Annotated in this window: 20 protein-coding genes and 1 pseudogene; 16 read left to right on the top strand and 5 right to left on the bottom strand. The window is 70.5% G+C overall.

From position 1 onward, the window contains the following. Positions 1–11 precede the first annotated feature (11 nt). The 12 genes and pseudogenes from LNW72_RS09470 (at position 12) to LNW72_RS09415 (ending at position 12136) form a co-directional block, all read left to right on the top strand. Positions 12–569 (top strand): hypothetical protein, encoded by a 558-nt coding sequence (locus tag LNW72_RS09470; protein ID WP_250975004.1) that lies wholly within the window; start codon positions 12–14, stop codon positions 567–569. An 82-nt stretch (positions 570–651) separates the two neighbouring features. Beyond that, positions 652–1563 carry a pyridoxal 5'-phosphate synthase lyase subunit PdxS gene (gene pdxS, locus LNW72_RS09465; RefSeq protein WP_138352642.1) on the top strand — a complete coding sequence of 304 codons (912 nt, stop codon included), beginning with the start codon at positions 652–654 and terminating at the stop codon, positions 1561–1563. A gap of 7 nt (positions 1564–1570) precedes the next feature. After that, positions 1571–2167, top strand: a complete 597-nt coding sequence (gene pdxT, locus LNW72_RS09460) for a pyridoxal 5'-phosphate synthase glutaminase subunit PdxT (protein WP_308401916.1) — start codon at positions 1571–1573, stop codon at positions 2165–2167. 60 nt (positions 2168–2227) lie between these two features. Beyond that, complete coding sequence (locus LNW72_RS09455; protein ID WP_250975003.1) at positions 2228–2980, top strand: YebC/PmpR family DNA-binding transcriptional regulator; 753 nt, start codon at positions 2228–2230, stop codon at positions 2978–2980. 137 nt (positions 2981–3117) lie between these two features. Further along, on the top strand, positions 3118–3657 hold the full coding sequence (gene ruvC / locus LNW72_RS09450) for a crossover junction endodeoxyribonuclease RuvC (RefSeq protein WP_250975002.1): 540 nt from the start codon (positions 3118–3120) through the stop codon (positions 3655–3657). After that, a complete protein-coding gene (gene ruvA, locus LNW72_RS09445) occupies positions 3654–4277 on the top strand; it encodes a Holliday junction branch migration protein RuvA (RefSeq protein ID WP_138352638.1) in 624 nt (207 codons plus the stop codon). Before ruvC ends, ruvA begins: the two co-directional genes overlap by 4 nt. A 53-nt stretch (positions 4278–4330) precedes the next feature. Beyond that, positions 4331–5407: a Holliday junction branch migration DNA helicase RuvB gene (gene ruvB, locus LNW72_RS09440; RefSeq protein ID WP_250975001.1), complete on the top strand. Its 1077-nt coding sequence runs from the start codon at positions 4331–4333 to the stop codon at positions 5405–5407. 160 nt (positions 5408–5567) lie between these two features. Beyond that, complete coding sequence (yajC, locus tag LNW72_RS09435; protein ID WP_250975000.1) at positions 5568–6002, top strand: preprotein translocase subunit YajC; 435 nt, start codon at positions 5568–5570, stop codon at positions 6000–6002. A gap of 90 nt (positions 6003–6092) precedes the next feature. Beyond that, positions 6093–7864 (top strand): annotated as a pseudogene (secD, locus tag LNW72_RS09430) (protein translocase subunit SecD). Then, positions 7864–9024 (top strand): protein translocase subunit SecF, encoded by a 1161-nt coding sequence (secF, locus tag LNW72_RS09425; protein ID WP_250974999.1) that lies wholly within the window; start codon positions 7864–7866, stop codon positions 9022–9024. The pseudogene secD and the gene secF overlap by 1 nt, the downstream one beginning before the upstream one ends. Then, positions 9021–9581 carry an adenine phosphoribosyltransferase gene (locus tag LNW72_RS09420; RefSeq protein WP_250974998.1) on the top strand — a complete coding sequence of 187 codons (561 nt, stop codon included), beginning with the start codon at positions 9021–9023 and terminating at the stop codon, positions 9579–9581. Before secF ends, LNW72_RS09420 begins: the two co-directional genes overlap by 4 nt. A gap of 125 nt (positions 9582–9706) precedes the next feature. Then, positions 9707–12136: a bifunctional (p)ppGpp synthetase/guanosine-3',5'-bis(diphosphate) 3'-pyrophosphohydrolase gene (locus LNW72_RS09415; protein WP_138352632.1), complete on the top strand. Its 2430-nt coding sequence runs from the start codon at positions 9707–9709 to the stop codon at positions 12134–12136. A gap of 78 nt (positions 12137–12214) precedes the next feature. On the opposite strand, the gene LNW72_RS09410 is transcribed toward LNW72_RS09415, so the two are convergent. Both LNW72_RS09410 and LNW72_RS09405 read right to left on the bottom strand, forming a co-directional pair. Beyond that, positions 12215–13444, bottom strand: a complete 1230-nt coding sequence (locus LNW72_RS09410; RefSeq protein ID WP_250974997.1) for a DUF349 domain-containing protein — start codon at positions 13442–13444, stop codon at positions 12215–12217. A gap of 177 nt (positions 13445–13621) precedes the next feature. After that, a complete protein-coding gene (locus LNW72_RS09405) occupies positions 13622–14458 on the bottom strand; it encodes a peptidylprolyl isomerase (protein ID WP_250974996.1) in 837 nt (278 codons plus the stop codon). Between the two features lie 219 nt (positions 14459–14677). Here LNW72_RS09405 and LNW72_RS09400 point away from each other — a divergent pair, with 219 nt between their 5' ends. The 3 genes from LNW72_RS09400 to LNW72_RS09390 all read left to right on the top strand — a co-directional run bounded on the left by LNW72_RS09400 (position 14678) and on the right by LNW72_RS09390 (position 17440). Further along, entirely contained in the window at positions 14678–15388 is a 711-nt protein-coding gene (locus LNW72_RS09400) for an MBL fold metallo-hydrolase (RefSeq protein ID WP_250974995.1), read from the top strand. A gap of 11 nt (positions 15389–15399) precedes the next feature. Beyond that, positions 15400–16662 carry a histidine--tRNA ligase gene (gene hisS / locus LNW72_RS09395; protein ID WP_250974994.1) on the top strand — a complete coding sequence of 421 codons (1263 nt, stop codon included), beginning with the start codon at positions 15400–15402 and terminating at the stop codon, positions 16660–16662. A gap of 139 nt (positions 16663–16801) precedes the next feature. Next, positions 16802–17440, top strand: a complete 639-nt coding sequence (locus tag LNW72_RS09390) for a vitamin K epoxide reductase family protein (protein ID WP_250974993.1) — start codon at positions 16802–16804, stop codon at positions 17438–17440. Between the two features lie 59 nt (positions 17441–17499). Here the strand turns inward: LNW72_RS09390 and LNW72_RS09385 are convergent, their stop codons facing one another. The 3 genes from LNW72_RS09385 to LNW72_RS09375 are packed head-to-tail and all read right to left on the bottom strand — an operon-like array spanning position 17500 to position 21039. After that, a complete protein-coding gene (locus LNW72_RS09385) occupies positions 17500–18291 on the bottom strand; it encodes a 3-oxoacyl-ACP reductase (protein ID WP_250974992.1) in 792 nt (263 codons plus the stop codon). 6 nt (positions 18292–18297) lie between these two features. Beyond that, positions 18298–19665, bottom strand: a complete 1368-nt coding sequence (locus LNW72_RS09380; protein ID WP_250974991.1) for an aldehyde dehydrogenase family protein — start codon at positions 19663–19665, stop codon at positions 18298–18300. Positions 19666–19677: 12 nt separating this feature from the next. Then, complete coding sequence (locus tag LNW72_RS09375; protein WP_250974990.1) at positions 19678–21039, bottom strand: glutamine synthetase family protein; 1362 nt, start codon at positions 21037–21039, stop codon at positions 19678–19680. A 74-nt stretch (positions 21040–21113) separates the two neighbouring features. Between LNW72_RS09375 and LNW72_RS09370 the strand changes: the two genes are divergently transcribed. Further along, on the top strand, positions 21114–21869 hold the full coding sequence (locus LNW72_RS09370; protein WP_250974989.1) for an FCD domain-containing protein: 756 nt from the start codon (positions 21114–21116) through the stop codon (positions 21867–21869). Positions 21870–21945: the final 76 nt, after the last annotated feature.

Raw genomic sequence — 21945 nt, 5'->3', positions numbered from 1 at the left:
CGACGGTAGCCTTGCCGCCCGTGACCACCTTCATCTGGGTCGCGGTGGCTGTCGTTGCCATCGGCCTGTACCTGAGCTGGACCGCGGGCCGCCTTGACCGGCTGCACGCCCGTATCGACGCCGCCCGTGCCGCCCTGGACGCGCAGCTGCTGCGCCGCGCCTCGGTGGCCCAGGAACTCGCGACGTCCGGGGTGCTGGACCCGGCGGCGTCCATCGTCCTCTACCAGTCCGCGCACGCCGCCCGGCAGTCCGAGGACGAGCACCGTGAGGTGGCCGAGAGCGAGCTGAGCCAGGCGCTGCGCGCGGTCTTCGCCGAACCGGACGCCGTCGAGGCGGTGCTGGCCGCGCCCGGCGGCGAGGAGACCGTCGGCGAACTGACCCAGGCGGTACGCCGGGTGCCGATGGCCCGGCGCTTCCACAACGACGCGGTCCGGGCGGCGCGGGCGGTGCGCAGGCACCGGGTGGTGCGCTGGTTCCGGCTGGCCGGCCACGCGCCCTTCCCGCTGGCCTTCGAGATGGACGACGAGCCACCGATGGCGTTCACAGCGGACGGCGCGGCAGGCCACTGACCCCGGATTGGCCCTTTTCCGGCCAGGTGGACCGGTTCACGATGGGTACAACGCACCATTCGTCATCGAGTGAGGTCATACCGTGTCCACCACCCCCGCCACCGCCCAGAACCCCGAGACCGGCACCGCGCGCGTCAAGCGCGGTATGGCCGAGCAGCTCAAGGGCGGCGTGATCATGGACGTCGTCAACGCCGAGCAGGCGAAGATCGCCGAGGACGCCGGCGCCGTCGCGGTCATGGCCCTGGAGCGGGTGCCCGCCGACATCCGCAAGGACGGCGGCGTGGCCCGTATGTCCGACCCGGACATGATCGACGGCATCATCAACGCGGTGTCCATCCCCGTCATGGCGAAGTCCCGCATCGGCCACTTCGTCGAGGCCCAGGTCCTCCAGGCGCTCGGTGTCGACTACATCGACGAGTCCGAGGTGCTGACCCCGGCCGACGAGGTCAACCACAGCGACAAGTGGGCCTTCACCACCCCCTTCGTCTGCGGCGCCACCAACCTGGGCGAGGCCCTGCGCCGGATCGCCGAGGGCGCGGCCATGATCCGCTCCAAGGGCGAGGCCGGCACCGGCAACGTCGTCGAGGCCGTGCGCCACATGCGCCAGATCCGCACCGACATCCGCCGCCTCGGCACCCTGGACGAGACCGAGCTGTTCGTCGCCGCGAAGAACCTCCAGGCCCCGTACGAGCTGGTCAAGGAGGTCGCGGGCCTCGGCAAGCTGCCCGTCGTGCTCTTCAGCGCCGGCGGTGTGGCCACCCCGGCGGACGCCGCCCTGATGATGCAGCTCGGCGCCGAGGGTGTCTTCGTCGGCTCCGGCATCTTCAAGTCCGGCGACCCGGCGCAGCGCGCCGCCGCCATCGTGAAGGCCACCACCTTCTACGACGACCCCAAGGTCATCGCGGACGTCTCGCGCGGTCTGGGCGAGGCCATGGTCGGCATCAACTGCGACACCCTCCCCGAGTCCGAGCGCTACGCCAACCGCGGCTGGTAACCGGACCGTGAGCGCCATACCCACCATCGGCGTACTGGCCCTGCAGGGCGACGTACGCGAACACCTCGCGGCGCTCACCGCCGCCGGCGCACGGGCCGTGCCCGTGCGCCGGCCGGCCGAGCTCGCCGAGATCGACGGCCTGGTCATCCCCGGCGGCGAGTCCACCACGATGTCCAAGCTGGCGGTCATCTTCGGCATGCTGGAGCCGCTGCGCGAGCGGGTCGCGGCCGGCCTGCCGGCCTACGGGTCCTGCGCGGGCATGATCATGCTCGCCGACAAGATCCTGGACGGCCGGGACGACCAGGAGACCATCGGCGGCATCGACATGATCGTGCGCCGCAACGCCTTCGGGCGGCAGAACGAGTCCTTCGAAGCGGCCGTGGAGATCACCGGCATCGGCGGCGGCCCGGTCGAGGGCGTCTTCATCCGCGCCCCCTGGGTGGAATCGACCGGCGAGCGCACCGAGGTACTGGCCCGGCTCGATGACGGCACCGTCGTCGCCGTACGCTCCGGCAACCTGCTGGCCACCTCGTTCCACCCGGAGCTGACCGGAGACCACCGGGTTCACGAGCTCTTCGTCGACATGGTGCGCACCGCGGGCTAGCGCGACCCCGGTAGGATCTCTTCTGTTCATTTCTACTGGCGACGTTGTAAGGAGCTGGCGATGTCCGGCCACTCTAAATGGGCTACCACCAAGCACAAGAAGGCCGTGGTTGACGCCAAGCGCGGCAAGCTGTTCGCCAAGATGATCAAGAACATCGAGGTGGCGGCGCGCATGGGTGGCGGTGACGTCTCCGGTAACCCGACCCTTTACGACGCCATCCAGAAGGCGAAGAAGAGCTCGGTCCCGAACAAGAACATCGACAGCGCGGTCAAGCGCGGTGCCGGTCTGGAAGCCGGCGGCGCCGACTACCAGACGATCATGTACGAGGGCTACGGGCCGAACGGCGTCGCGGTGCTCATCGAGTGCCTCACCGACAACCGCAACCGCGCGGCCTCCGACGTCCGTGTCGCGATGACCCGCAACGGCGGGGCCATGGCGGACCCGGGCTCGGTCTCGTACCTGTTCAACCGCAAGGGCGTCGTCATCGTCCCCAAGGGTGAACTCTCCGAGGACGACGTGCTGGGCGCCGTGCTGGAGGCCGGGGCCGAAGAGGTCAACGACCTCGGCGAGTCCTTCGAGGTCATCAGCGAGGCCACCGACATGGTCGCGGTCCGTACCGCGCTCCAGGACGCCGGCATCGACTACGACTCGGCCGACGCCAACTTCGTCCCCACCATGCAGGTGGAACTCGACGAGGACGGCGCCCGCAAGATCTTCAAGCTGATCGACGCGCTCGAGGACAGCGACGACGTGCAGAACGTCTTCGCCAACTTCGACGTGAGCGACGAGGTCATGGAGCAGGTCGACGCCTGATTCCGCGTTGACCGCGCCTTGTGCGCACCACGGGCCGGCGGGACACACCCCGCCGGCCCGTCGGCGTTGGCGGCGTTGTCAGTGGGAACGGCTAACCTGCAGGAACAGTTGACCGACAGGGCTTGAGGGGTGACGGGGTGCGGGTACTCGGCGTGGACCCGGGACTGACCCGGCTCGGCATCGGAGTCGTGGAGGGCGTCCCGGGGCGCCCGTTGACGATGCTGGGCGTCGGCGTGGTGCGCACCCCGGCCGACGCGGAGATCGGGCACCGTCTCGTCCTCATCGAGCGCGGCATCGAGGCGTGGTTGGACGAGTACCGGCCGGAAGTCGTCGCCGTGGAGCGGGTGTTCAGCCAGCACAACGTCAGCACGGTCATGGGCACCGCGCAGGCCAGCGCCGTCGCGATGCTCTGCGCCAGCCGGCGCGGACTCCCCGTCCATCTGCACACCCCCAGCGAGGTCAAGGCCGCCGTCACCGGCAGCGGACGGGCGGACAAGGCCCAGGTCGGCGCCATGGTGACGCGGCTGCTCCGGCTGGACGCCCCGCCCAAGCCGGCCGACGCCGCGGACGCACTGGCGCTGGCCATCTGCCACATCTGGCGCGGTACCGCCACCAACCGTCTCCAACAGGCCATCGCCGCCCACCGGCCGGCACGAATCCAGGAGCCCCGAGCATGATCGCCTTCGTCAGCGGCCCGGTCGCCGCACTCGCCCCGGACGCCGCGGTCATCGAGGTGGGCGGCATCGGCATGTCCGTCCTGTGCACCCCGGGCACCCTCGCCACCCTCAGAACCGGCCAGCCGGCCAGGCTCTCGACGTCGCTGATCGTCCGCGAGGACTCGCTCACCCTGTACGGCTTCGCGGACGACGACGAGCGGCTGGTCTTCGAGCTGCTGCAGACCGTCAGCGGTGTCGGCCCGCGCCTCGCGCAGACGATGCTCGCCGTGCACTCCCCGGACGCCCTGCGGATCGCGGTGGCCACCGGGGACGAGAAGGCGCTCACCGCCGTCCCCGGCGTGGGCAAGAAGGGCGCCCAGCGACTCCTGCTGGAACTGAAGGACCGGCTCGGCGAGCCCGTCGGCCCCGGGGCGAACCGCGGGATCGGCAGCCCCGTCAGCGCCTCCTGGCGCGACCAGCTGCACGCGGCGCTCATCGGCCTCGGCTACGCCACCCGCGAGGCCGACGAAGCGGTCTCCGCGGTCGCGCCGCAGGCGGAGGCGGAGCTGGCCGGGGGCGGGGCGCCCAATGTCTCCGCACTGCTGCGCGCGGCCCTCCAGACCCTGAACCGCACCCGCTGACGGCCTGCCGCCGCACGGACACGATCCCCGCACCGACGACCCGAAAGTCCGACATGAACTGGGACGAGCCCGCACCCCCGACCGCCGGCGAGCTGCCGGACCGGCTGGTCGGCTCCGATGCCGACGGTGAGGACCAGGCCGTCGAGGCCGCGCTGCGGCCGAAGGACCTCGGTGAGTTCGTCGGGCAGGAACGGGTGCGGCAGCAGCTGGACCTGGTGCTGAAGGCCGCCAAGAAGCGCGGCGGCACCGCGGACCACGTCCTGCTCTCCGGAGCGCCCGGCCTCGGCAAGACCACGCTGTCGATGATCATCGCCGCCGAGATGGGCGCCCCGATCCGCATCACCTCGGGCCCGGCCATCCAGCACGCGGGCGACCTCGCCGCGATCCTCTCCTCCCTCCAGGAGGGCGAGGTGCTGTTCCTGGACGAGATCCACCGCATGTCCCGGCCCGCCGAGGAGATGCTCTACATGGCGATGGAGGACTTCCGGGTCGATGTGATCGTCGGCAAGGGCCCCGGCGCCACCGCCATCCCGCTGGAGCTGCCGCCCTTCACCCTGGTCGGCGCCACCACCCGGGCCGGCCTGCTGCCGCCCCCGCTGCGGGACCGCTTCGGCTTCACCGGCCACATGGAGTTCTACGCCCCCGCCGAGCTGGAGCGCGTCATCCACCGCTCGGCCCGGCTGCTGGACGTCGAGATCGAGACGGACGGCGGTGCGGAGATCGCCGGCCGCTCCCGCGGCACGCCCCGTATCGCCAACCGGCTGCTGCGCCGGGTCCGGGACTACGCGCAGGTCAGAGCGGACGGCCGGATCACCCGCGAGATCGCCACGCAGGCCCTGGAGGTCTACGAGGTGGACGCCCGCGGCCTCGACCGGCTGGACCGGGCCGTGCTGCGCGCCCTGCTCCAGCTGTTCGGGGGCGGCCCGGTCGGGCTGTCGACGCTGGCGGTCGCCGTCGGTGAGGAGCGCGAGACGGTCGAGGAGGTGGCGGAACCGTTCCTGGTCCGGGAGGGTCTGCTGGCGCGTACTCCCCGTGGCCGGGTGGCTACCCGGGCGGCGTGGACGCACCTCGGCCTGGTCCCGCCCCCGCAGCCCGGGGGCCCCGGCCAGGGTGGCCTGTTCGGACCGTGACGGCATGGAGACTCGCCCCCCAGGAACCCCAGTGCCATGCTGGGCGTTGTTTCACCGGCGAGGACTCGCTTAGACTCCGCCGACGCCCTTCCTCCGGAACGGCATACACCCCCGTAGATCAGGCCAGCCACCGCGGCCGTGCGAAGGAACGTTGTAAATCGTGAGTATCGGCTTGCTCCTCCCGTTCATCATCCTTATCGGTGCCATGTTCCTCATGACCCGGTCTGCCAAGAACAAGCAGCGGCAGGCGGCGACGATGCGGAACCAGATGGAACCGGGCTCCGGTGTCCGCACCATCGGCGGCATGTACGCCGTGGTGAAGGAAGTCAACGAGGACACCGTCCTCCTGGAGCTGGCCGACGGGGTGCACGCGCACTTTGCGAAGAACTCCATCGGCGCCGTCCTGGACCAGTCCGAGTACGACCGGATCGTGCACGGCATCGAGCCGGACGAGCTGGAGGACGGCTCCGAGGACGCCGACGAGGACGCGGCCACGGATGAGGACGCCGTGACGGCCGAGGCCGCCGATGACGAGCGCATCGACCTGAGCAAGACGGAGGACGAGCCGAAGAAGGACGGCACCGACCCCAAGTAAGGGCGCGTCGGTCCGGACTCTCACATCACTTCGTGGCCACCCCACGGGCGCGCAGGCCCGGGGGCTGGTTGGACAGGGAGAAACAAGAAGGTGGCAGCACCCAAGAAGGGCCGCAGGTCCTCGGGTAGTCAGGGGTACCCAGGGCGCGCCCTGGCCGTGATCCTGATCGCGCTCGTGGCGTTGACGGGGACGATGTTCCTCTCGCACAACACCAAGCCGCGACTGGGCATCGACCTCGCCGGCGGTGTCAGCATCACGCTGACCGCCAAGAGCGATCAGGCCAACGCGATCAACAAGACCAACATGAACACCGCTGTGAGCATCATCAACCAGCGTGTGAACGGTCTTGGCGTCTCCGAGGCGGAGGTGCAGACCCAGGGCGACAAGAACATCATTGTCAACATCCCCAAGGGCACCGACCCCCAGCAGGCGCAGGACCAGGTCGGCCAGACCGCCCAGCTGTTCTTCCGGCAGGTGCTCGCCGAGCAGGCGAACCCCCCGGCGGTCAAGACGCCGCCGGTGAAGCCCACCCCGTCCGTGACCCCCACGCCGTCGGGCAAGCCCGGCACCAAGCCGACCGGTACGGCCACGCCGAAGGGCACGCCCTCGACGAAGATCACGCCCTCGTCCAGTGCCACCACTCAGGGCCGCGCGGTCACCGACGGCCTGAAGGCCGACCCGGCCAAGGCGCCGACCCCGACGCCCACCCCGTCCGCCCCCCGGCCGGCACGCTGGACAGCACGATTCCGGCCGATCTGCAGGCGAAGTTCACCGCGATCGACTGCAACGACCCGAAGCAGCGCTCGGCGGCGAACCAGGGTGTCAAGCCCGCTGACAAGGTCGTCGGCTGCGGTCAGCGCGGTGACGGCAAGGACAAGATCTGGTACAAGTACGCGCTCGGCCCGGCCGTCCTCGACGGCAAGGACGTCTCCAAGGCCAGTGCGAAGTTCGACACCACGTCCGGCAACGGCTGGGTCGTCGACCTCAGCTTCACCGGTGGTGGCGCCAAGAAGTTCACCAAGGTCACCACCCAGCTGGCCGCCCAGCAGCCCCCGCTGAACCAGTTCGCGATCGACCTCGACGGCAACGTCGTCTCCGCGCCCTCGGTTTCGCAGGCCCTGCCCGGCGGCAGCGCGACGATCTTCGGCAGCTTCACGCAGACGTCCGCACAGAACCTGTCGAACGTCCTGTCCTACGGTTCGCTCCCGCTGACCTTCAAGATCCAGGACGTGACCACGGTCTCCGCCGCACTCGGCGGGGAGCAGCTGCGCGGCGGCCTCATCGCGGGCGCCGTCGGCCTCGCGCTGGTCGTGCTCTACATGCTGGCGTACTACCGGGGCCTCGGCCTCGTCGCGATCGTCAGCCTCCTGGTGTCGGCGGCGCTCACCTACACGCTGATGTCCCTGCTCGGCCCGGCCATCGGCTTCGCGCTGAACCTGCCGGCCGTCTGTGGAGCCATCGTCGCGATCGGTATCACCGCGGACTCGTTCATCGTCTTCTTCGAACGGATCCGTGACGAGCTGCGCGAGGGCCGCTCGCTGCAGCCCGCGGTGGCCCGCGGCTGGCCGCGCGCCCGGCGCACCATCCTGGTGTCGGACTTCGTGTCCTTCCTCGCCGCCGCCGTGCTGTTCGCGGTGACGGTCGGCAAGGTCCAGGGCTTCGCGTTCACCCTGGGTCTGACCACGTTGCTCGACGTCGTGGTGGTGTTCCTCTTCACCAAGCCGCTGATGACGATCCTGGCCCGCAACAAGTTCTTCGCCGAGGGCCACAAGTGGTCCGGCCTCGACCCGAAGGGCCTGGGTGTCCAGGCTCCCATCCGCCGCGTCCGCCGCAGGACGAGCACCGAGACGAAGGAGGCCTGATGTCCAAGCTCGGTAATCTCGGACAGCTCGGACACCGGCTGCACCGTGGCGAGATCGCCTACGACTTCGTCGGCAAGCGCAGGCTCTGGTACGGCGTCTCGATCCTGATCACGATCGTGGCCATCGCCGGTCTGGCGATCAACGGTCTCAAGCTCGGCATCGAGTTCTCCGGCGGTGCGGTCCTGACCACCCCGAAGACGTCGTACTCGGTCACCGATGTGCAGAACAAGATCGCCGGCCACACCGGCGATCATGACGCCACCGTGCAGAAGCTCGGCAACGGCGGCGTCCGGATCCAGGTCAGCGACATCTCCACGGAGGAGTCGAAGAACATCCAGAAGCGGGTCGCCACCGACCTCGGACTGGATTCGAACAAGATCGACGCACAGATCGTCGGCCCCAGCTGGGGTGAGGAGATCTCGAAGAAGGCCTTCACCGGCCTGATCATCTTCATGATCCTGGTGGTGATCTACCTCGCCATCGCCTTCGAGTGGCGGATGGCCATCGCCGCCCTCGTCGCCCTGATCCACGACCTCACGATCACCGTCGGCGTCTACGCCATCGTCGGTTTCGAGGTCACCCCGGGCACCGTGATCGGTCTGCTGACGATCCTCGGTTACTCCCTCTACGACACCGTCGTCGTCTTCGACGGTCTCAAGGAGACGACCCGCAGCATCACCAAGCAGACCCGCTTCACGTACAGCGAGCTGGCTAACCGCAGCCTGAACCAGACCCTGGTGCGTTCCATCAACACCACGGTCGTCGCGCTGCTCCCCGTCGGCGCCCTGCTGTTCATCGGTGGCGGCATCCTCGGGGCCGGTGTCCTCAACGACATCGCGCTCGCGCTGTTCGTCGGCCTCACCGCCGGTGCGTACTCCTCGATCTTCATCGCGACCCCGCTGGTCGCGGACTTCAAGGAGCGCGACCCGGAGATCAAGGCCCTCAAGAAGCGCGTGCTGGCCAAGCGCAAGGCCGACGCGGCCAAGGGCGTGGACCCGGCCGAGGAGGAGCAGCGGGCCCGCGAGGACGCCGTCGCCGCTGACGAGGACGACGAGCCGGAGGACGGCGACCGCGCCGCCGCCGGTGGTGTGGTCGGCCAGCGTCCCCAGGCCGCCGCCCGCAACCGCGGCAAGAACCGTCCTTCCGGGAAGCGGCGGTGACGGCGGCCGCGGCCGGCGCCGAAGCGCTGCGCGAGCAGCTGCTCGGCCGGATCCGGGACGTGCCGGACTACCCGCAGCCGGGTGTGATGTTCAAGGACATCACCCCGCTGCTGGCCGACCCCGACGCGTTCAACGCCCTGGTGGACGCCCTGGCCGTGCTCTGCGCGCGCCATGGCGCCACCAAGGTCGCCGGACTGGAGGCGCGCGGGTTCATCCTCGCCGCCCCCGCGGCGGCCCGGGCCCACCTCGGCTTCGTGCCCGTGCGCAAGGCGGGCAAGCTGCCCGGCGCCACGCTGTCGCAGCGCTACGAGCTGGAGTACGGCAGCGCCGAGATAGAGGTGCAGCAGGACGCCCTCGCCCCCGGCGACCGGGTCCTGGTCATCGATGACGTGCTGGCCACCGGCGGCACCGCCGAGGCCTCGCTGGAGCTCATCCGGCGGACCGGCGCGGAGGTGGCCGGCGTCGCGGTCCTGCTGGAGCTCGGCTTCCTCAAGGGCCGCGAACGGCTCTCCACCGCCCTCGCGGGCGCCCCGCTGGACGCACTGATCATCGTCTGACACCCAGGCACAGCGCCCTGCGGCAGCACAGCACCGCCCGGAGGCGGGCGCCCGGAAACCACCGGGCGCCCGCCTCCTGCCACAGATCGATACCATGGGTGCTCCCACCCGCGTGAGGAGTGCTCTTGCCAGACGAGGCCCAGCCGCTCGACGCCGAAGGCGGGGACGAAACCCCCGCCGGGAGCAACGGAGCCGCCCCCGAGCCGCCGACGCCTGCCGTCCGGCCCGTACGGACCCCCGCCAGCGCGACGCCGTCGCGCGCCGCAGGCTCCTCCAACCGCGTCCGCGCCCGCCTCGCCCGGCTCGGTGTGCAGCGGTCCAGCCCGTACAACCCGGTGCTGGAGCCGATGCTGCGGATCGTCCGGGGCAACGACCCCAAGGGCGACACCGCGCAGCTGCGCCAGATCGAGCGCGCCTACCAGGTCGCCGAACGCTGGCACCGCGGTGTGAAGCGCAAGAGCGGCGACCCGTACATCACCCACCCGCTCGCGGTCACCACGATCCTCGCCGAGCTCGGCATGGACCCGGCCACACTGATGGCGGGACTGCTGCACGACACCGTCGAGGACACCGACTACAGCCTGGACGCGCTGCGCCGGGACTTCGGCGACCAGGTCGCGCTCCTCGTGGACGGCGTCACCAAGCTCGACAAGGTGAAGTTCGGCGAGGCCGCGCAGGCCGAGACCGTACGCAAGATGGTCGTGGCCATGGCCAAGGACCCGCGCGTCCTGGTCATCAAGCTCGCCGACCGCCTGCACAACATGCGCACCATGCGGTATCTCAAGCGGGAGAAGCAGGAGAAGAAGGCCCGCGAGACGCTGGAGATCTACGCCCCGCTGGCGCACCGGCTGGGCATGAACACCATCAAGTGGGAGCTGGAGGACCTCGCCTTCGCGATCCTCTACCCCAAGATGTACGACGAGATCGTGCGGCTGGTCGCCGAGCGCGCCCCCAAGCGCGACGAGTACCTCGCCGTCGTCACCGACCAGGTCCAGCAGGACCTGCGCGCGGCCCGGATCAAGGCGACCGTCACCGGCCGCCCGAAGCACTACTACAGCGTCTACCAGAAGATGATCGTGCGGGGCCGCGACTTCGCCGAGATCTACGACCTGGTGGGGATCCGCGTCCTCGTCGACACCGTCCGCGACAGCTACGCGGCGCTCGGGACCATCCACGCGCGGTGGAACCCGGTGCCCGGGCGGTTCAAGGACTACATCGCGATGCCCAAGTTCAACATGTACCAGTCGCTGCACACGACGGTCATCGGGCCCAGCGGAAAGCCCGTCGAGCTGCAGATCCGCACCTTCGACATGCACCGCCGCGCCGAGTACGGCATCGCCGCGCACTGGAAGTACAAGCAGGACCCCGTCTCCGGCGCCTCCAAGGTGCGCACCGACACCCCGCGCAAGAGCGACGGCGACACCGTCAACGACATGGCCTGGCTGCGGCAGCTGCTGGACTGGCAGAAGGAGACCGAGGACCCGAGCGAGTTCCTGGAGTCGCTGCGCTTCGACCTCTCGCAGAACGAGGTCTTCGTCTTCACGCCCAAGGGCGATGTCATAGCGCTGCCGGCCGGCGCCACCCCGGTGGACTTCGCCTACGCGGTGCACACCGACGTCGGGCACCGGACCATAGGGGCCCGGGTCAACGGCCGCCTGGTGCCGCTGGAGTCGACGCTCGACAACGGCGACCTGGTGGAGGTCTTCACCTCCAAGGCCGCGAGCGCCGCCCCGTCGCGCGACTGGCTGGGCTTCGTGAAGTCCCCGCGCGCCCGGAACAAGATCCGCGCCTGGTTCTCCAAGGAGCGCCGCGAGGAGGCCGTCGAGCAGGGCAAGGACGCCATCGCGCGGGCGATGCGCAAGCAGAACCTGCCGATCCAGCGGGTCCTGACCGGCGACTCGCTCGTCACCCTCGCCCACGAGATGCGCTACCCGGACATCTCCGCGCTCTACGCGGCGATCGGCGAGGGGCACATCACCGCCCAGTCCGTCGTCCAGAAGCTGGTCGACGCGCTCGGCGGCGAGGAAGGTGCGACCGAGGAGATCGAGGAGGTCACCACCCCCTCGCGCAACCGCTCCAAGCGGCGGGCCAACGCCGACCCCGGCGTGGTCGTCAAGGGCGTCGACGACGTGTGGGTCAAGCTGTCCCGCTGCTGCACCCCGGTGCCCGGCGACCCGATCATCGGCTTCGTCACCCGGGGCAGCGGCGTCTCGGTGCACCGCACGGACTGCGTCAACATCGAGTCGCTGTCCCAGGAGCCCGAGCGGATCCTGGAGGTCGAGTGGGCGCCCACCCAGTCGTCCGTCTTCCTGGTCGCCATCCAGGTCGAGGCGCTGGACCGGTCGCGGCTGCTGTCGGACGTCACGCGGGTGCTGTCCGACCAGCACGTCAACATCCTGTCCGCCGCCGTGCAGACCTCCCGTGACCGGGTCGCGACCTCGCGTTTCACCTTCGAGATGGGCGACCCCAAGCACCTGGGGCACGTCCTGAAGGCCGTACGCGGCGTCGAGGGCGTCTACGACGTGTACCGCGTCACCTCGGGCCGCCAGCGCTGAGCCCGTACGCGAGCGGCCCCGGTACGGAAGATCCGTACCGGGGCCGCTTCGTCGTGCGGTGCGGGGCTCAGGGCCTGCTCAGCCGCCGAACTCCTCCAGGCCCTTCAGCGCCTGGTCGAGCAGGGCCTGCCGGCCCTCCAGCTCACGGGTGAGCTTGTCGGCCTTCGACGCGTTGCCCGCGGCCCGTGCCGCCTCGGCCTGGGTGCGCAGCTTGTCGACGGCCGCCTGGAGCTGGCCCGTCAGACCCGCGGCGCGGGCCCGCGCCTCCGGGTTCGTCCGGCGCCACTCGTTCTCCTCCGAGTCCTGGATCGCACGCTCGACCGCGTGCATCCGGGCCTCGATACGGGGCCGGGCGTCGCGCGGCACATGGCCGACGGCCTCCCAGCGCTCGTTGATCCCGCGGAACGCCGCACGGGCCGCCTTGAGGTCCGTCACCGGAAGGATCTTCTCGGCCTCGATGGCGAGCTCCTCCTTGAGCGCGAGGTTCTCCCGCTCCTGGGAGTCGCGCTCGTTGAAGACCTCGGTACGGGCCTGGAAGAACTGGTCCTGGGCGCCGCGGAAGCGGTTCCACAGGTCGTCCTCGGACTCGCGCTGTGCGCGGCCCGCGGCCTTCCACTCCGTCATCAGCTCGCGGTAGCGGGCGGCGGTCGGACCCCAGTCGGTGGAGTTCGACAGCGCCAGCGCCTCCGTGACCAGCTTCTCCTTGGCGCGACGGGCCTCCTCGCGCTGGGAGTCCAGCGACGCGAAGTGCGCCTTGCGCCGCTTGGAGAAGACCGAACGGGCGTGGCTGAACCGGTGCCACAGCTCATCGTCGGCCTTGCGGTCCAGCCGCGGCAGCGCCTTCCAGGTGTCCACCAGGGCGCGCAGCCGCTCGCCCGCGGTCCGCCACTGCTCGCTCTCGGCCAGCCCCTCGGCCTCCGCGACCAGCTCCTCCTTGGCCACCTTGGCCTCGTCGGTCGCCTTCGCCTTCGCGACCTTGCGCTCCTCGCGGCGCGATTCCACCAGCCCGACGAGAGCGTCCAGCCGCGTGGCGAGCGCCGCCAGGTCGCCCACCGCGTGCGCCTCGGTGACCGACGCCCGAAGGTGCTCGATCGCGGTCAGCGCGTCCTTGGGCGCGAGGTCGGTGGTCTTCACCCGCCGCTCAAGGAGGCCGATCTCGACGACAAGCCCCTCGTACTTGCGCTCGAAGTAGGCCAGCGCCTCATCCGGAGACCCCGCCTGCCACGAACCGACCTCCCGCTCCCCGTCGGCCGTACGCACGTACACGGTCCCCGTCTCATCGACGCGGCCCCATGGGTCGCTGCTCACAGCGCCTCCTCCACGTGATGCCCGGCCGGTTTCCGGCTCGCCGGCATCGTTTTTTCACAGTTTCCTCCGGCCGGGCTGCGCCCTGACCGGTCCAACGCCAACATAGGCGACCGGCGCCCCGGCTGTCCGCATCCAGCACACGCGAAATTTACCGCCGGGGCCCGGCTCATCAGGGGTTCACGACTGCTTGACGACCGCCTTGTTGATCACCACGGTCGCGTTCGGGGCGGTGTTCTGCTGAGCGTCGGGGGCCGCCGCGCCCGCCGCCGCGATCTTCTGCAGCACCTTCATGCCGTCGGCGCCGATGGTGCCGAAGGGGGTGTAGGACGGCGCCAGCGGGCTGTCCTTGTAGACCAGGAAGAACTGGCTGCCGCCGGTGTGCGGCTTCCCGGTGTTCGCCATCGCGATGGTGCCCGCCGGGTAGGTGACGGTGCCGTTGGCGCCCGCCTTGCCCAGCGCGGTCAGGTTCTCGTCCGGAATCGTGTAGCCGGGGCCGCCCTGGCCGGTGCCGGTCGGGTCGCCGCACTGCAGGACGTAGATGCCCTCGGCGGTGAGCCGGTGGCACTTGGAGTGGTCGAAGAAGCCCTTGTCGGCGAGGAACTTGAAGGAGTTCACCGTGGCCGGCGCCTTCGCGGCGTCCAGTGCCACCGCGATGTCACCGCAGGTGGTCTGGAGCGTGAAGGTGTACTTGGCGCTCTTGTCGACCGACATCGCCGGCTCGGTCTTCCACTGCTGCTTCCCCGGGGTACCCTCGCCCGGCTTCGCGCACGGGTCCGGCGCCTTGGAGGGCGTCGTGGCCGACGGGCCGGCGGCCGCGTCCGTCTTCGGCTTGTCCTTGCCGTCCAGGCCGCCCGCCGCGTACGCGGTGGCGCCGGCGGCGACCACGACGGCCACCACGGCGGCGATCACGCTGTTGCGCCGGCGGGCCTTGGACTGCTCCACGGTCCTGCGCTGCTGCTGCCGCTCGAACTTCTCTCGGGCGAGCTGTCGCCGCCGCTGTTCCTTGGTGACCACTTCGCCGTCTCCCGGTCTTCTGCTTCAGTCTTCTCGAAAACGTCATCTCGAACGTGAATCCGCGTGCGGCAGATCTTCGCGCCCCACCCGGCCCGCAGTCCAGTACCCGCGCGGTACGCACCGGCGCACCTGCGGGGACGATACGGGTTCGCCGCGGCCGCTCCCGCGCCGGTAGGCTCGTGAGCTGCCGACACCTCCGCGGACGACAGAAGGACGAACGTGCTCATTGCCGGGTTCCCCGCCGGGGCCTGGGGGACCAATTGTTATGTGGTCGCCCCCGCCGCCGGTGAGGAGTGCGTGATCATCGACCCGGGTCATGAAGCGACCCAGGGCGTCGAGGACACGCTCGCCAAGCACCGCCTCAAGCCCGTCGCCGTCATCCTCACCCATGGCCACATCGACCATGTGGCGTCCGTCGTGCCGGTCTGCGGGGCCCATGACGTCCCGGCCTGGATCCACCCCCGGGACCGCTACATGATGAGCGACCCGGAGAAGGCCCTGGGGCGCTCCATCGGACAGCAGCTGCTGGGCGAACTGACGATCGGGGAACCCGACGACGTCCGGGAGCTGACCGACGGCGCCGCCCTCGGGCTGGCCGGCCTGGAGTTCACCGTCTCGCACGCGCCGGGCCATACGAAGGGGTCGGTGACCTTCAGGCTTCCCGAGTCCTCCGACGTGCCGTCGGTGTTCTTCTCGGGCGACCTGCTGTTCGCCGGCTCCGTCGGACGCTCCGACCTGCCCGGTGGCTCCGCGGACGAGCTGATGGAGTCGCTGGCCCGGGTGTGCCTGCCGCTCGACGACTCGACCGTGGTGCTGTCCGGCCACGGCCCCCAGACGACCATCGGCCGCGAGCGCGCCGCCAACCCCTACCTGGGGGAAGCGGCCCGCGGCTTCGGAGCCGGTTCACCGGCTCCGCGACGAGGATTGTGACAAGGCTTCCTGTGAGTACCTTCCAGGCCCCCAAGGGCACGTACGACCTGATCCCGCCGGATTCCGCGACGTTCCTCGCGGTGCGCGAGGCGATCTCCGCACCGCTCAAGCGGGCCGGCTACGGCTATGTCGAGACCCCCGGGTTCGAGACCGTCGAACTCTTCTCCCGCGGCGTCGGCGAATCCACCGACATCGTCAGCAAGGAGATGTACACCCTCACCACCAAGGGCGGCACCACGCTGGCGCTGCGCCCCGAGGGCACCGCCTCCGTGCTGCGCGCCGCCCTGCAGAACAACCTGCACAAGCTCGGCAACCTGCCGGTCAAGCTCTGGTACTCGGGCTCGTACTACCGCTACGAGCGCCCGCAGGCCGGCCGCTACCGGCACTTCTCGCAGGTCGGCGCCGAGGCGATCGGCACCGAGGACCCGGTGCTGGACGCCGAACTGATCATCCTGGCCGTCGACGCGTACAGAACACTCGGCCTGCAGAACTTCCGGGTGCTGCTCAACTCGCTGGGTGACAAGGAGTGCCGTCCCGTCTACCGGGCCGCCCTCCAGGAGTTCCTGGGCGGGCTGGACCTCGACGAGGACACCGTGCGCCGGGCGGAGATCAACCCGCTGCGCGTTCTCGACGACAAGCGTGACGCGGTGCAGAAGCAGCTGACCGGCGCCCCGATGCTCCGTGACTACCTCTGCGAGGCGTGCAAGGAGTACCACGAGCAGGTGCGCGAGCTGCTGACGGCCGCGGGCGTCGCGTTCGAGGACGACCCGAAGCTGGTGCGTGGCCTGGACTACTACACCCGCACCACCTTCGAGTTCGTGCACGGCGGACTCGGCTCGCAGTCCGCCGTCGGCGGCGGCGGGCGGTACGACGGCCTGTCCGAGATGATCGGCGGCCCCGCGCTGCCGTCCGTCGGCTGGGCGCTGGGCGTGGACCGTACGGTGCTGGCGCTCAAGGCCGAGGGCATCGAGCTCGAACTGCCCGCGACGACCGACGTGTTCGCCGTACCGCTCGGTGAGGAGGCGCGCCGCACGCTCTTCGGCACGGTCACCGAGCTGCGCCGGGCGGGTATCGCCACCGACTTCGCGTTCGGCGGCAAGGGCCTGAAGAACGCGATGAAGTCGGCGAACCGCGCCGACGCCCGCTTCGCGATCGTGGCCGGTGAGCGTGATCTGGCCGAGGGCGTGGTGCAGCTCAAGGACATGCGGAGCGGCGAGCAGACGGCGGTCGCTCTGGACGCGCTGGTCGCCACCCTCCAGGAGAAGCTGGCCTGACCTGCTGGTCCGACCTGCTGGCCCGGCCTGACGACCCTTCCGTGTCCACCGTTCGATGGACCGCCGGACACCTGCGGGCCGGGTCACTGGTGCACAATGAAGGTCGCGCGGGATAACGACGGACCTACGGAACGGCGATATGACGACTTCGGCGCTCGACCAGACGCTCACCGACGGTGACCACGAGATCAAGGGCACCATCGGGACGGGACGTCCCTTCGCGTGGCTGTTGGTGATCTGCGGCGCGCTCGGCACGCTCGCGTCCTTCGTGATCACCTGGGACAAGTTCAAGCTCCTCGAGGACCCGAACTTCGTCCCGGGCTGCAGCCTGAACCCGATCATCTCCTGCGGCAACATCATGAAGAGCGAACAGGCCCACGCGTTCGGCTTCCCGAACCCGATGATCGGCCTGATCGCCTACCCGATCGTGATCTGCATCGGCGTCGGAGTGCTCGCGGGCGCCCGCTACCGGGGCTGGTTCTGGCTCGGTCTGCAGGCCGGCACCCTGTTCGGCGTCGGGTTCGTGACCTGGCTGCAGTACCAGTCGCTCTACAACATCAACTCCCTGTGCCTGTGGTGCTCGCTGGCCTGGGTCGTCACCATCGCGCTCTTCTGGTACACGGCCGTGCACAACATCAAGCACGGCATCATCAAGGTTCCGGCCGGGGTGCGGACCGCGGTCCTGGAGTTCCACTGGGTCGTGCCGGTGCTCTGGTACGGCATCATCGCGATGCTGATCCTGACCCGCTGGTGGTCGTACTGGAAGACGCTCATCTGAGCCCCGGGCCGCTGTAGAGGCCCGCCGCACCCGTTCTCCGGGCGCGGCGGGGCCCACGGCTACTGCGGGGTGACGTACGCCCCGCCGATGCCGCCGTCCACGAGGAACTCGCTCGCCGTCATGAAGCTGGAGTCGTCGCTGGCGAGGAACGCCACCGCGGCGGCGATCTCCGTCGGCTCGGCGAAGCGGCCCACCGGAATGTGCACGATGCGGCGGGCGGCGCGCTCCGGGTCCTTGGCGAACAGCTCCTGGAGCAGCGGGGTGTTGACCGGGCCGGGGCACAGCGCGTTGACCCGGATGCCCTCGCGGGCGAACTGCACGCCCAGCTCGCGGGTCATGGCCAGGACGCCGCCCTTGGACGCCGTGTAGGAGATCTGCGAGGTGGCCGCGCCCATCTTGGCCACGAACGACGCGGTGTTGATGATCGAGCCCTTGCCCTGCCGCTGCATGTACGGCAGCACGGCCTTGCAGCACAGGTAGACGGAGGTCAGGTTGACCTCCTGGACCCGGCGCCAGGCGTCCAGGCCGGTGGTGAGGATCGAGTCGTCGTCGGGCGGCGAGATCCCGGCGTTGTTGAAGGCGATGTCGACCGATCCGTAGGTGTCGTACGCCGTCCTGAACAGCGCCTCGACCTGCTCGGGGTCGGTGACGTCGACCTTGACGAAGATCCCGCCGACCTCCTCGGCCGCGGCCTTGCCCGATCCCTCGTCGATGTCGGCGACGACCACGTTCGCGCCCTCGGAGGCGAAGCGGCGTGCGGTGGCCAGGCCGATGCCGCTGCCGGCGCCGGTGATGACCGCGGTACGGCCGACGAGGCGGCGGCAGACTTCGGTGGTGGTTGGCTCTGACATGCGCTGCTACTCCTCAGTGCTGATGAAGACGTTCTTGGTCTCGGTGAAGGCGGCGAGGGCGTCGGGGCCCAGTTCCCGGCCGAGGCCGGATTCGCCGAAGCCGCCGAACGGCGTCGCGTAGCGGACCGAACTGTGGCTGTTGACCGACAGGTTGCCCGCCGCGACGCCGCGCGACATCCGGATGGCCCGGCCGAGGTCGCGGGTCCAGATCGAGCCGGACAGCCCGTAGCGGGTGGCGTTGGCGAGCCGCAGCGCGTCCGCCTCGTCCTCGAAGGGCAGGACGACGGCGACCGGCCCGAAGATCTCCTCGGTGGCGGCGGGGGCGGCGGCGCCGACCGGGGCCAGGACCGTCGGCGGGTACCAGAAGCCGGGTCCTTCGGGGGCGCTGCCGCGGGCGGCCACCGGCAGGTCGTCGGTGACGAGCGAGCGGACCCGCTCCCGCTGGACCGCCGAGATCAGCGGGCCCATCTCGGTGGCGGGGTCCGACGGGTCGCCGACCCGGACGGCCTCGACCGCCGGGACCAGCAGCTCCAGGAACCGCTCGTAGACCTCCCGCTGGACCAGGATCTGGGTGCGGGCGCAGCAGTCCTGGCCCGCGTTGTCCAGGAAGGCCATCGGGGCCGCCGCGGCGGCCTTCTCCAGGTCCGCGTCGGCGAAGACGATGTTCGGGCTCTTGCCGCCGAGTTCGAGGGTGACCCGCTTCACCTGCCGTGCGCACTGCTCCATGATCCGCTTGCCGACGGCGGTGGAGCCGGTGAACACGATCTTCCGCACGTCCGGGTGCTCGACGAGCCGGGTACCGGTGACCGGGCCCGCCCCGGGCAGTACCTGGAAGAGCCCCTCGGGCAGGCCCGCGGACAGCGCGAGTTCGGCCAGCCGCAGTGCGGTCAGCGGGGTGGTCTCGGCCGGTTTGAGCAGGACGGCGTTGCCCGCCGCGAGCGCCGGGGCGGTGCCCCACGCGGCGATCGGCATCGGGAAGTTCCACGGGGCGATGACGCCGACGACGCCGATCGGCTCGTGGAACGTGAGGTCGATGCCGCCGGCGACCGGGATCTGCCGGCCGCTGAGCCGTTCCACGCCGCCGGCGGCGTAGTCGAGCAGATCGCGGACGTTTCCGGCCTCCCAGCGGGCGTTGCCGAGGGTGTGGCCGGCCTCGCGGACCTCCAGCGCGGCGAGTTCCTCGGCGTGCGCGTCGACCTCGGCGGCGAACCGGCGCAGACCGCGCGCCCGGTCGGCCGGGGCCAGCGCGGCCCAGCCCTGCTGGGCCTTGGCCGCCGCGGCGACGGCGGTGTCCACGCCCTCCGGGGTGGTCGCCGCGACCGTGGCGACGACCTCCTCGGTGGCGGGGTTGAGTACCTGGTGGTGCTCGGTCACGGGGCTGCTTCCTTACATCCGCTCGAAGGAGCGGAACCGCTCCCAGTCCGTGATGGCGGTGTCGAACGCTTCCTGCTCGATCCGCGCCATGTTGCTGTAGTGGTCGACGACGTCCTGGCCGAAGGCCTCCCGCGCGATCGGGCTGGCCGCCCACAGTCCGGCGGCCTCCCGCAGGGTGCCGGGCACCTGCGGGTAGTCGGCGGTGTAGGCGTTGCCCGTGCAGGCCTCCGGCAGTTCGAGCTTGTGCTCGATGCCGTACAGACCCGCCGCGACCATGCCCGCCACGGCCAGGTACGGGTTGACGTCGCCGCCCGGGACGCGGTTCTCCAGGCGCAGCGAGGCGCCGTGCCCGACGACGCGCAGCGCGCAGGTGCGGTTGTCGACGCCCCAGGCGACCGCGGTGGGGGCGAAGGAGCCCGGCCGGAAACGCTTGTACGAGTTGATGTTGGGCGCGTACAACAGGGAGAAGTCGCGCAGGGCGGCGAGCTGCCCGGCCAGGAAGTGCCGCATGAGGGGCGACATCTCGCCGTCCTCGCCCGCCATGACAGGGCGTCCCGCCTCGTCCCGCAAGGAGAGGTGGATATGACAGGAGTTGCCCTCGCGCTCGTTGAACTTCGCCATGAAGGTGAGCGAGGCGCCCTCCTGGGCGGCGATCTCCTTGGCCCCGGTCTTGTAGACGGTGTGCTGGTCGCAGGTGACGAGCGCCTCGTCGTAGCGGAAGACGATCTCGTGCTGACCGAGATTGCACTCGCCCTTGGCGGACTCCGGGGTCAGGCCCGCCCCGGCCATCTCGTTGCGGATCCGGCGCAGCAGCGGCTCGACGCGGGAGGTGGCGAGCACCGAGTAGTCGGCGTTGTACTGGTTGGCGGGGGTCAGACCGCGGTAGCCGCCGTCCCACGCCTGCTCGTAGGTGTCGCGGAAGACCATGAACTCCAGCTCGGTGCCCGCGTGGGCGGTCCAGCCCTGGTCCGCGAGCCGGCCCAGCTGGTGGCGCAGGATCTGCCGGGGCGCGGCGACCACCGGCTTGCCGTCGTTCCAGGCGAGGTCGGCGATGAGCAGGGCCGTGCCGTCCTGCCAGGGGACGTGGCGCAGGGTGCTGATGTCGGGGTGCATGGCGAAGTCGCCGTAGCCGCGTTCCCAGGAGGACATCGCGTAGCCGTCGACGGTGTTGAGGTCGACGTCCACCGCGAGCAGGTAGTTGCAGCCCTCGGTACCGTGGGCCAGCACCTCGTCGAGGAAGAACGGCGCGGCGAATCGTTTGCCCTGCAGCCGCCCCTGCATATCGGCGAAGCCGAGGATGACGGTGTGGATCTTCCCCGCTTCCACCAGGGCGCGCAGGGCGTCGACGGACAGGGGGGGTGTGCGATCTGCCACGAGGGAGGTCCTCTCGGATCGGACGGAAGCACTAAGGTATGGGTTGGAACCATTGATTGGGAAGGGGCCCGCGCATGAGTGAGCAGCAAATCTCCGCGGATCCGCTCGCCTCGGTGCTGCGGCCGGTCCGCGGCGGCAATGGTTTCGAGGAGGCGCTGGAGCAGGTGCTCCAGGTCGTCCGGCTCGGTCTGGTGCCGGACGGCGAGCGGCTGCCCGCCGAGCGCGAACTGGCCGAACGGCTGCGGATCAGCCGCGTCACCCTGCGCGAGGTGCTGAAGGTCCTGCACGAGCAGGGGCTGGTCGAGACCCGCCGCGGCCGGCACGGCGGCACCTTCGTCCGCAACCGGCCGCCTTCGCACGGCGCGGACCGGGCGGACGCGGAGAACGAGCTGCGCCGCAGGGCGGCCGGGCTGGGCGCCGGCGGCCTGGACGACGTGCTGCGCTTCCGCGAGGTCCTGGAGGTCGGGGCGGCCGGGCTGTGCGCCCGCACCGAACTGACCGGAGAACAGGCGGACCTGCTGCGCCGCCGGCTGCGCGGGACGGGCGATGCGCCCACCGCCGACTACCGGCGCGCCGACACCCTGCTGCACCTGGCCATCGCCGAGCTCTGCGGCTCCCCTTCGCTGGTCACGCAGTACGCCGCGGTGCGCGCGCAGGTCAATGAACTCCTGGACTGCATCCCCATCCTGGTGCGCAACCTCGAACACTCGCAGGGTCAGCACACCGCGCTGGTCGAGGCCATTCTCGACGGCGAGGAGGAGGCCGCCGCGGCGGTGATGCGCGAGCACGCCGAGGGCACCGCGGCCCTGCTGCGCGGCTTCCTCGCCTGACCCGGCGGTGGCCGACGAACCGGCCGGCCCGTCCCTGCCGGGGGCTTGCGCATCTCCGCGACAGCCGTAAAGGTAT

The organism is Streptomyces sp. RKAG293, from assembly GCF_023701745.1.
Lineage (GTDB): Bacteria > Actinomycetota > Actinomycetes > Streptomycetales > Streptomycetaceae > Actinacidiphila.
This window is presented reverse-complemented; position numbering and strand designations above follow the sequence as displayed.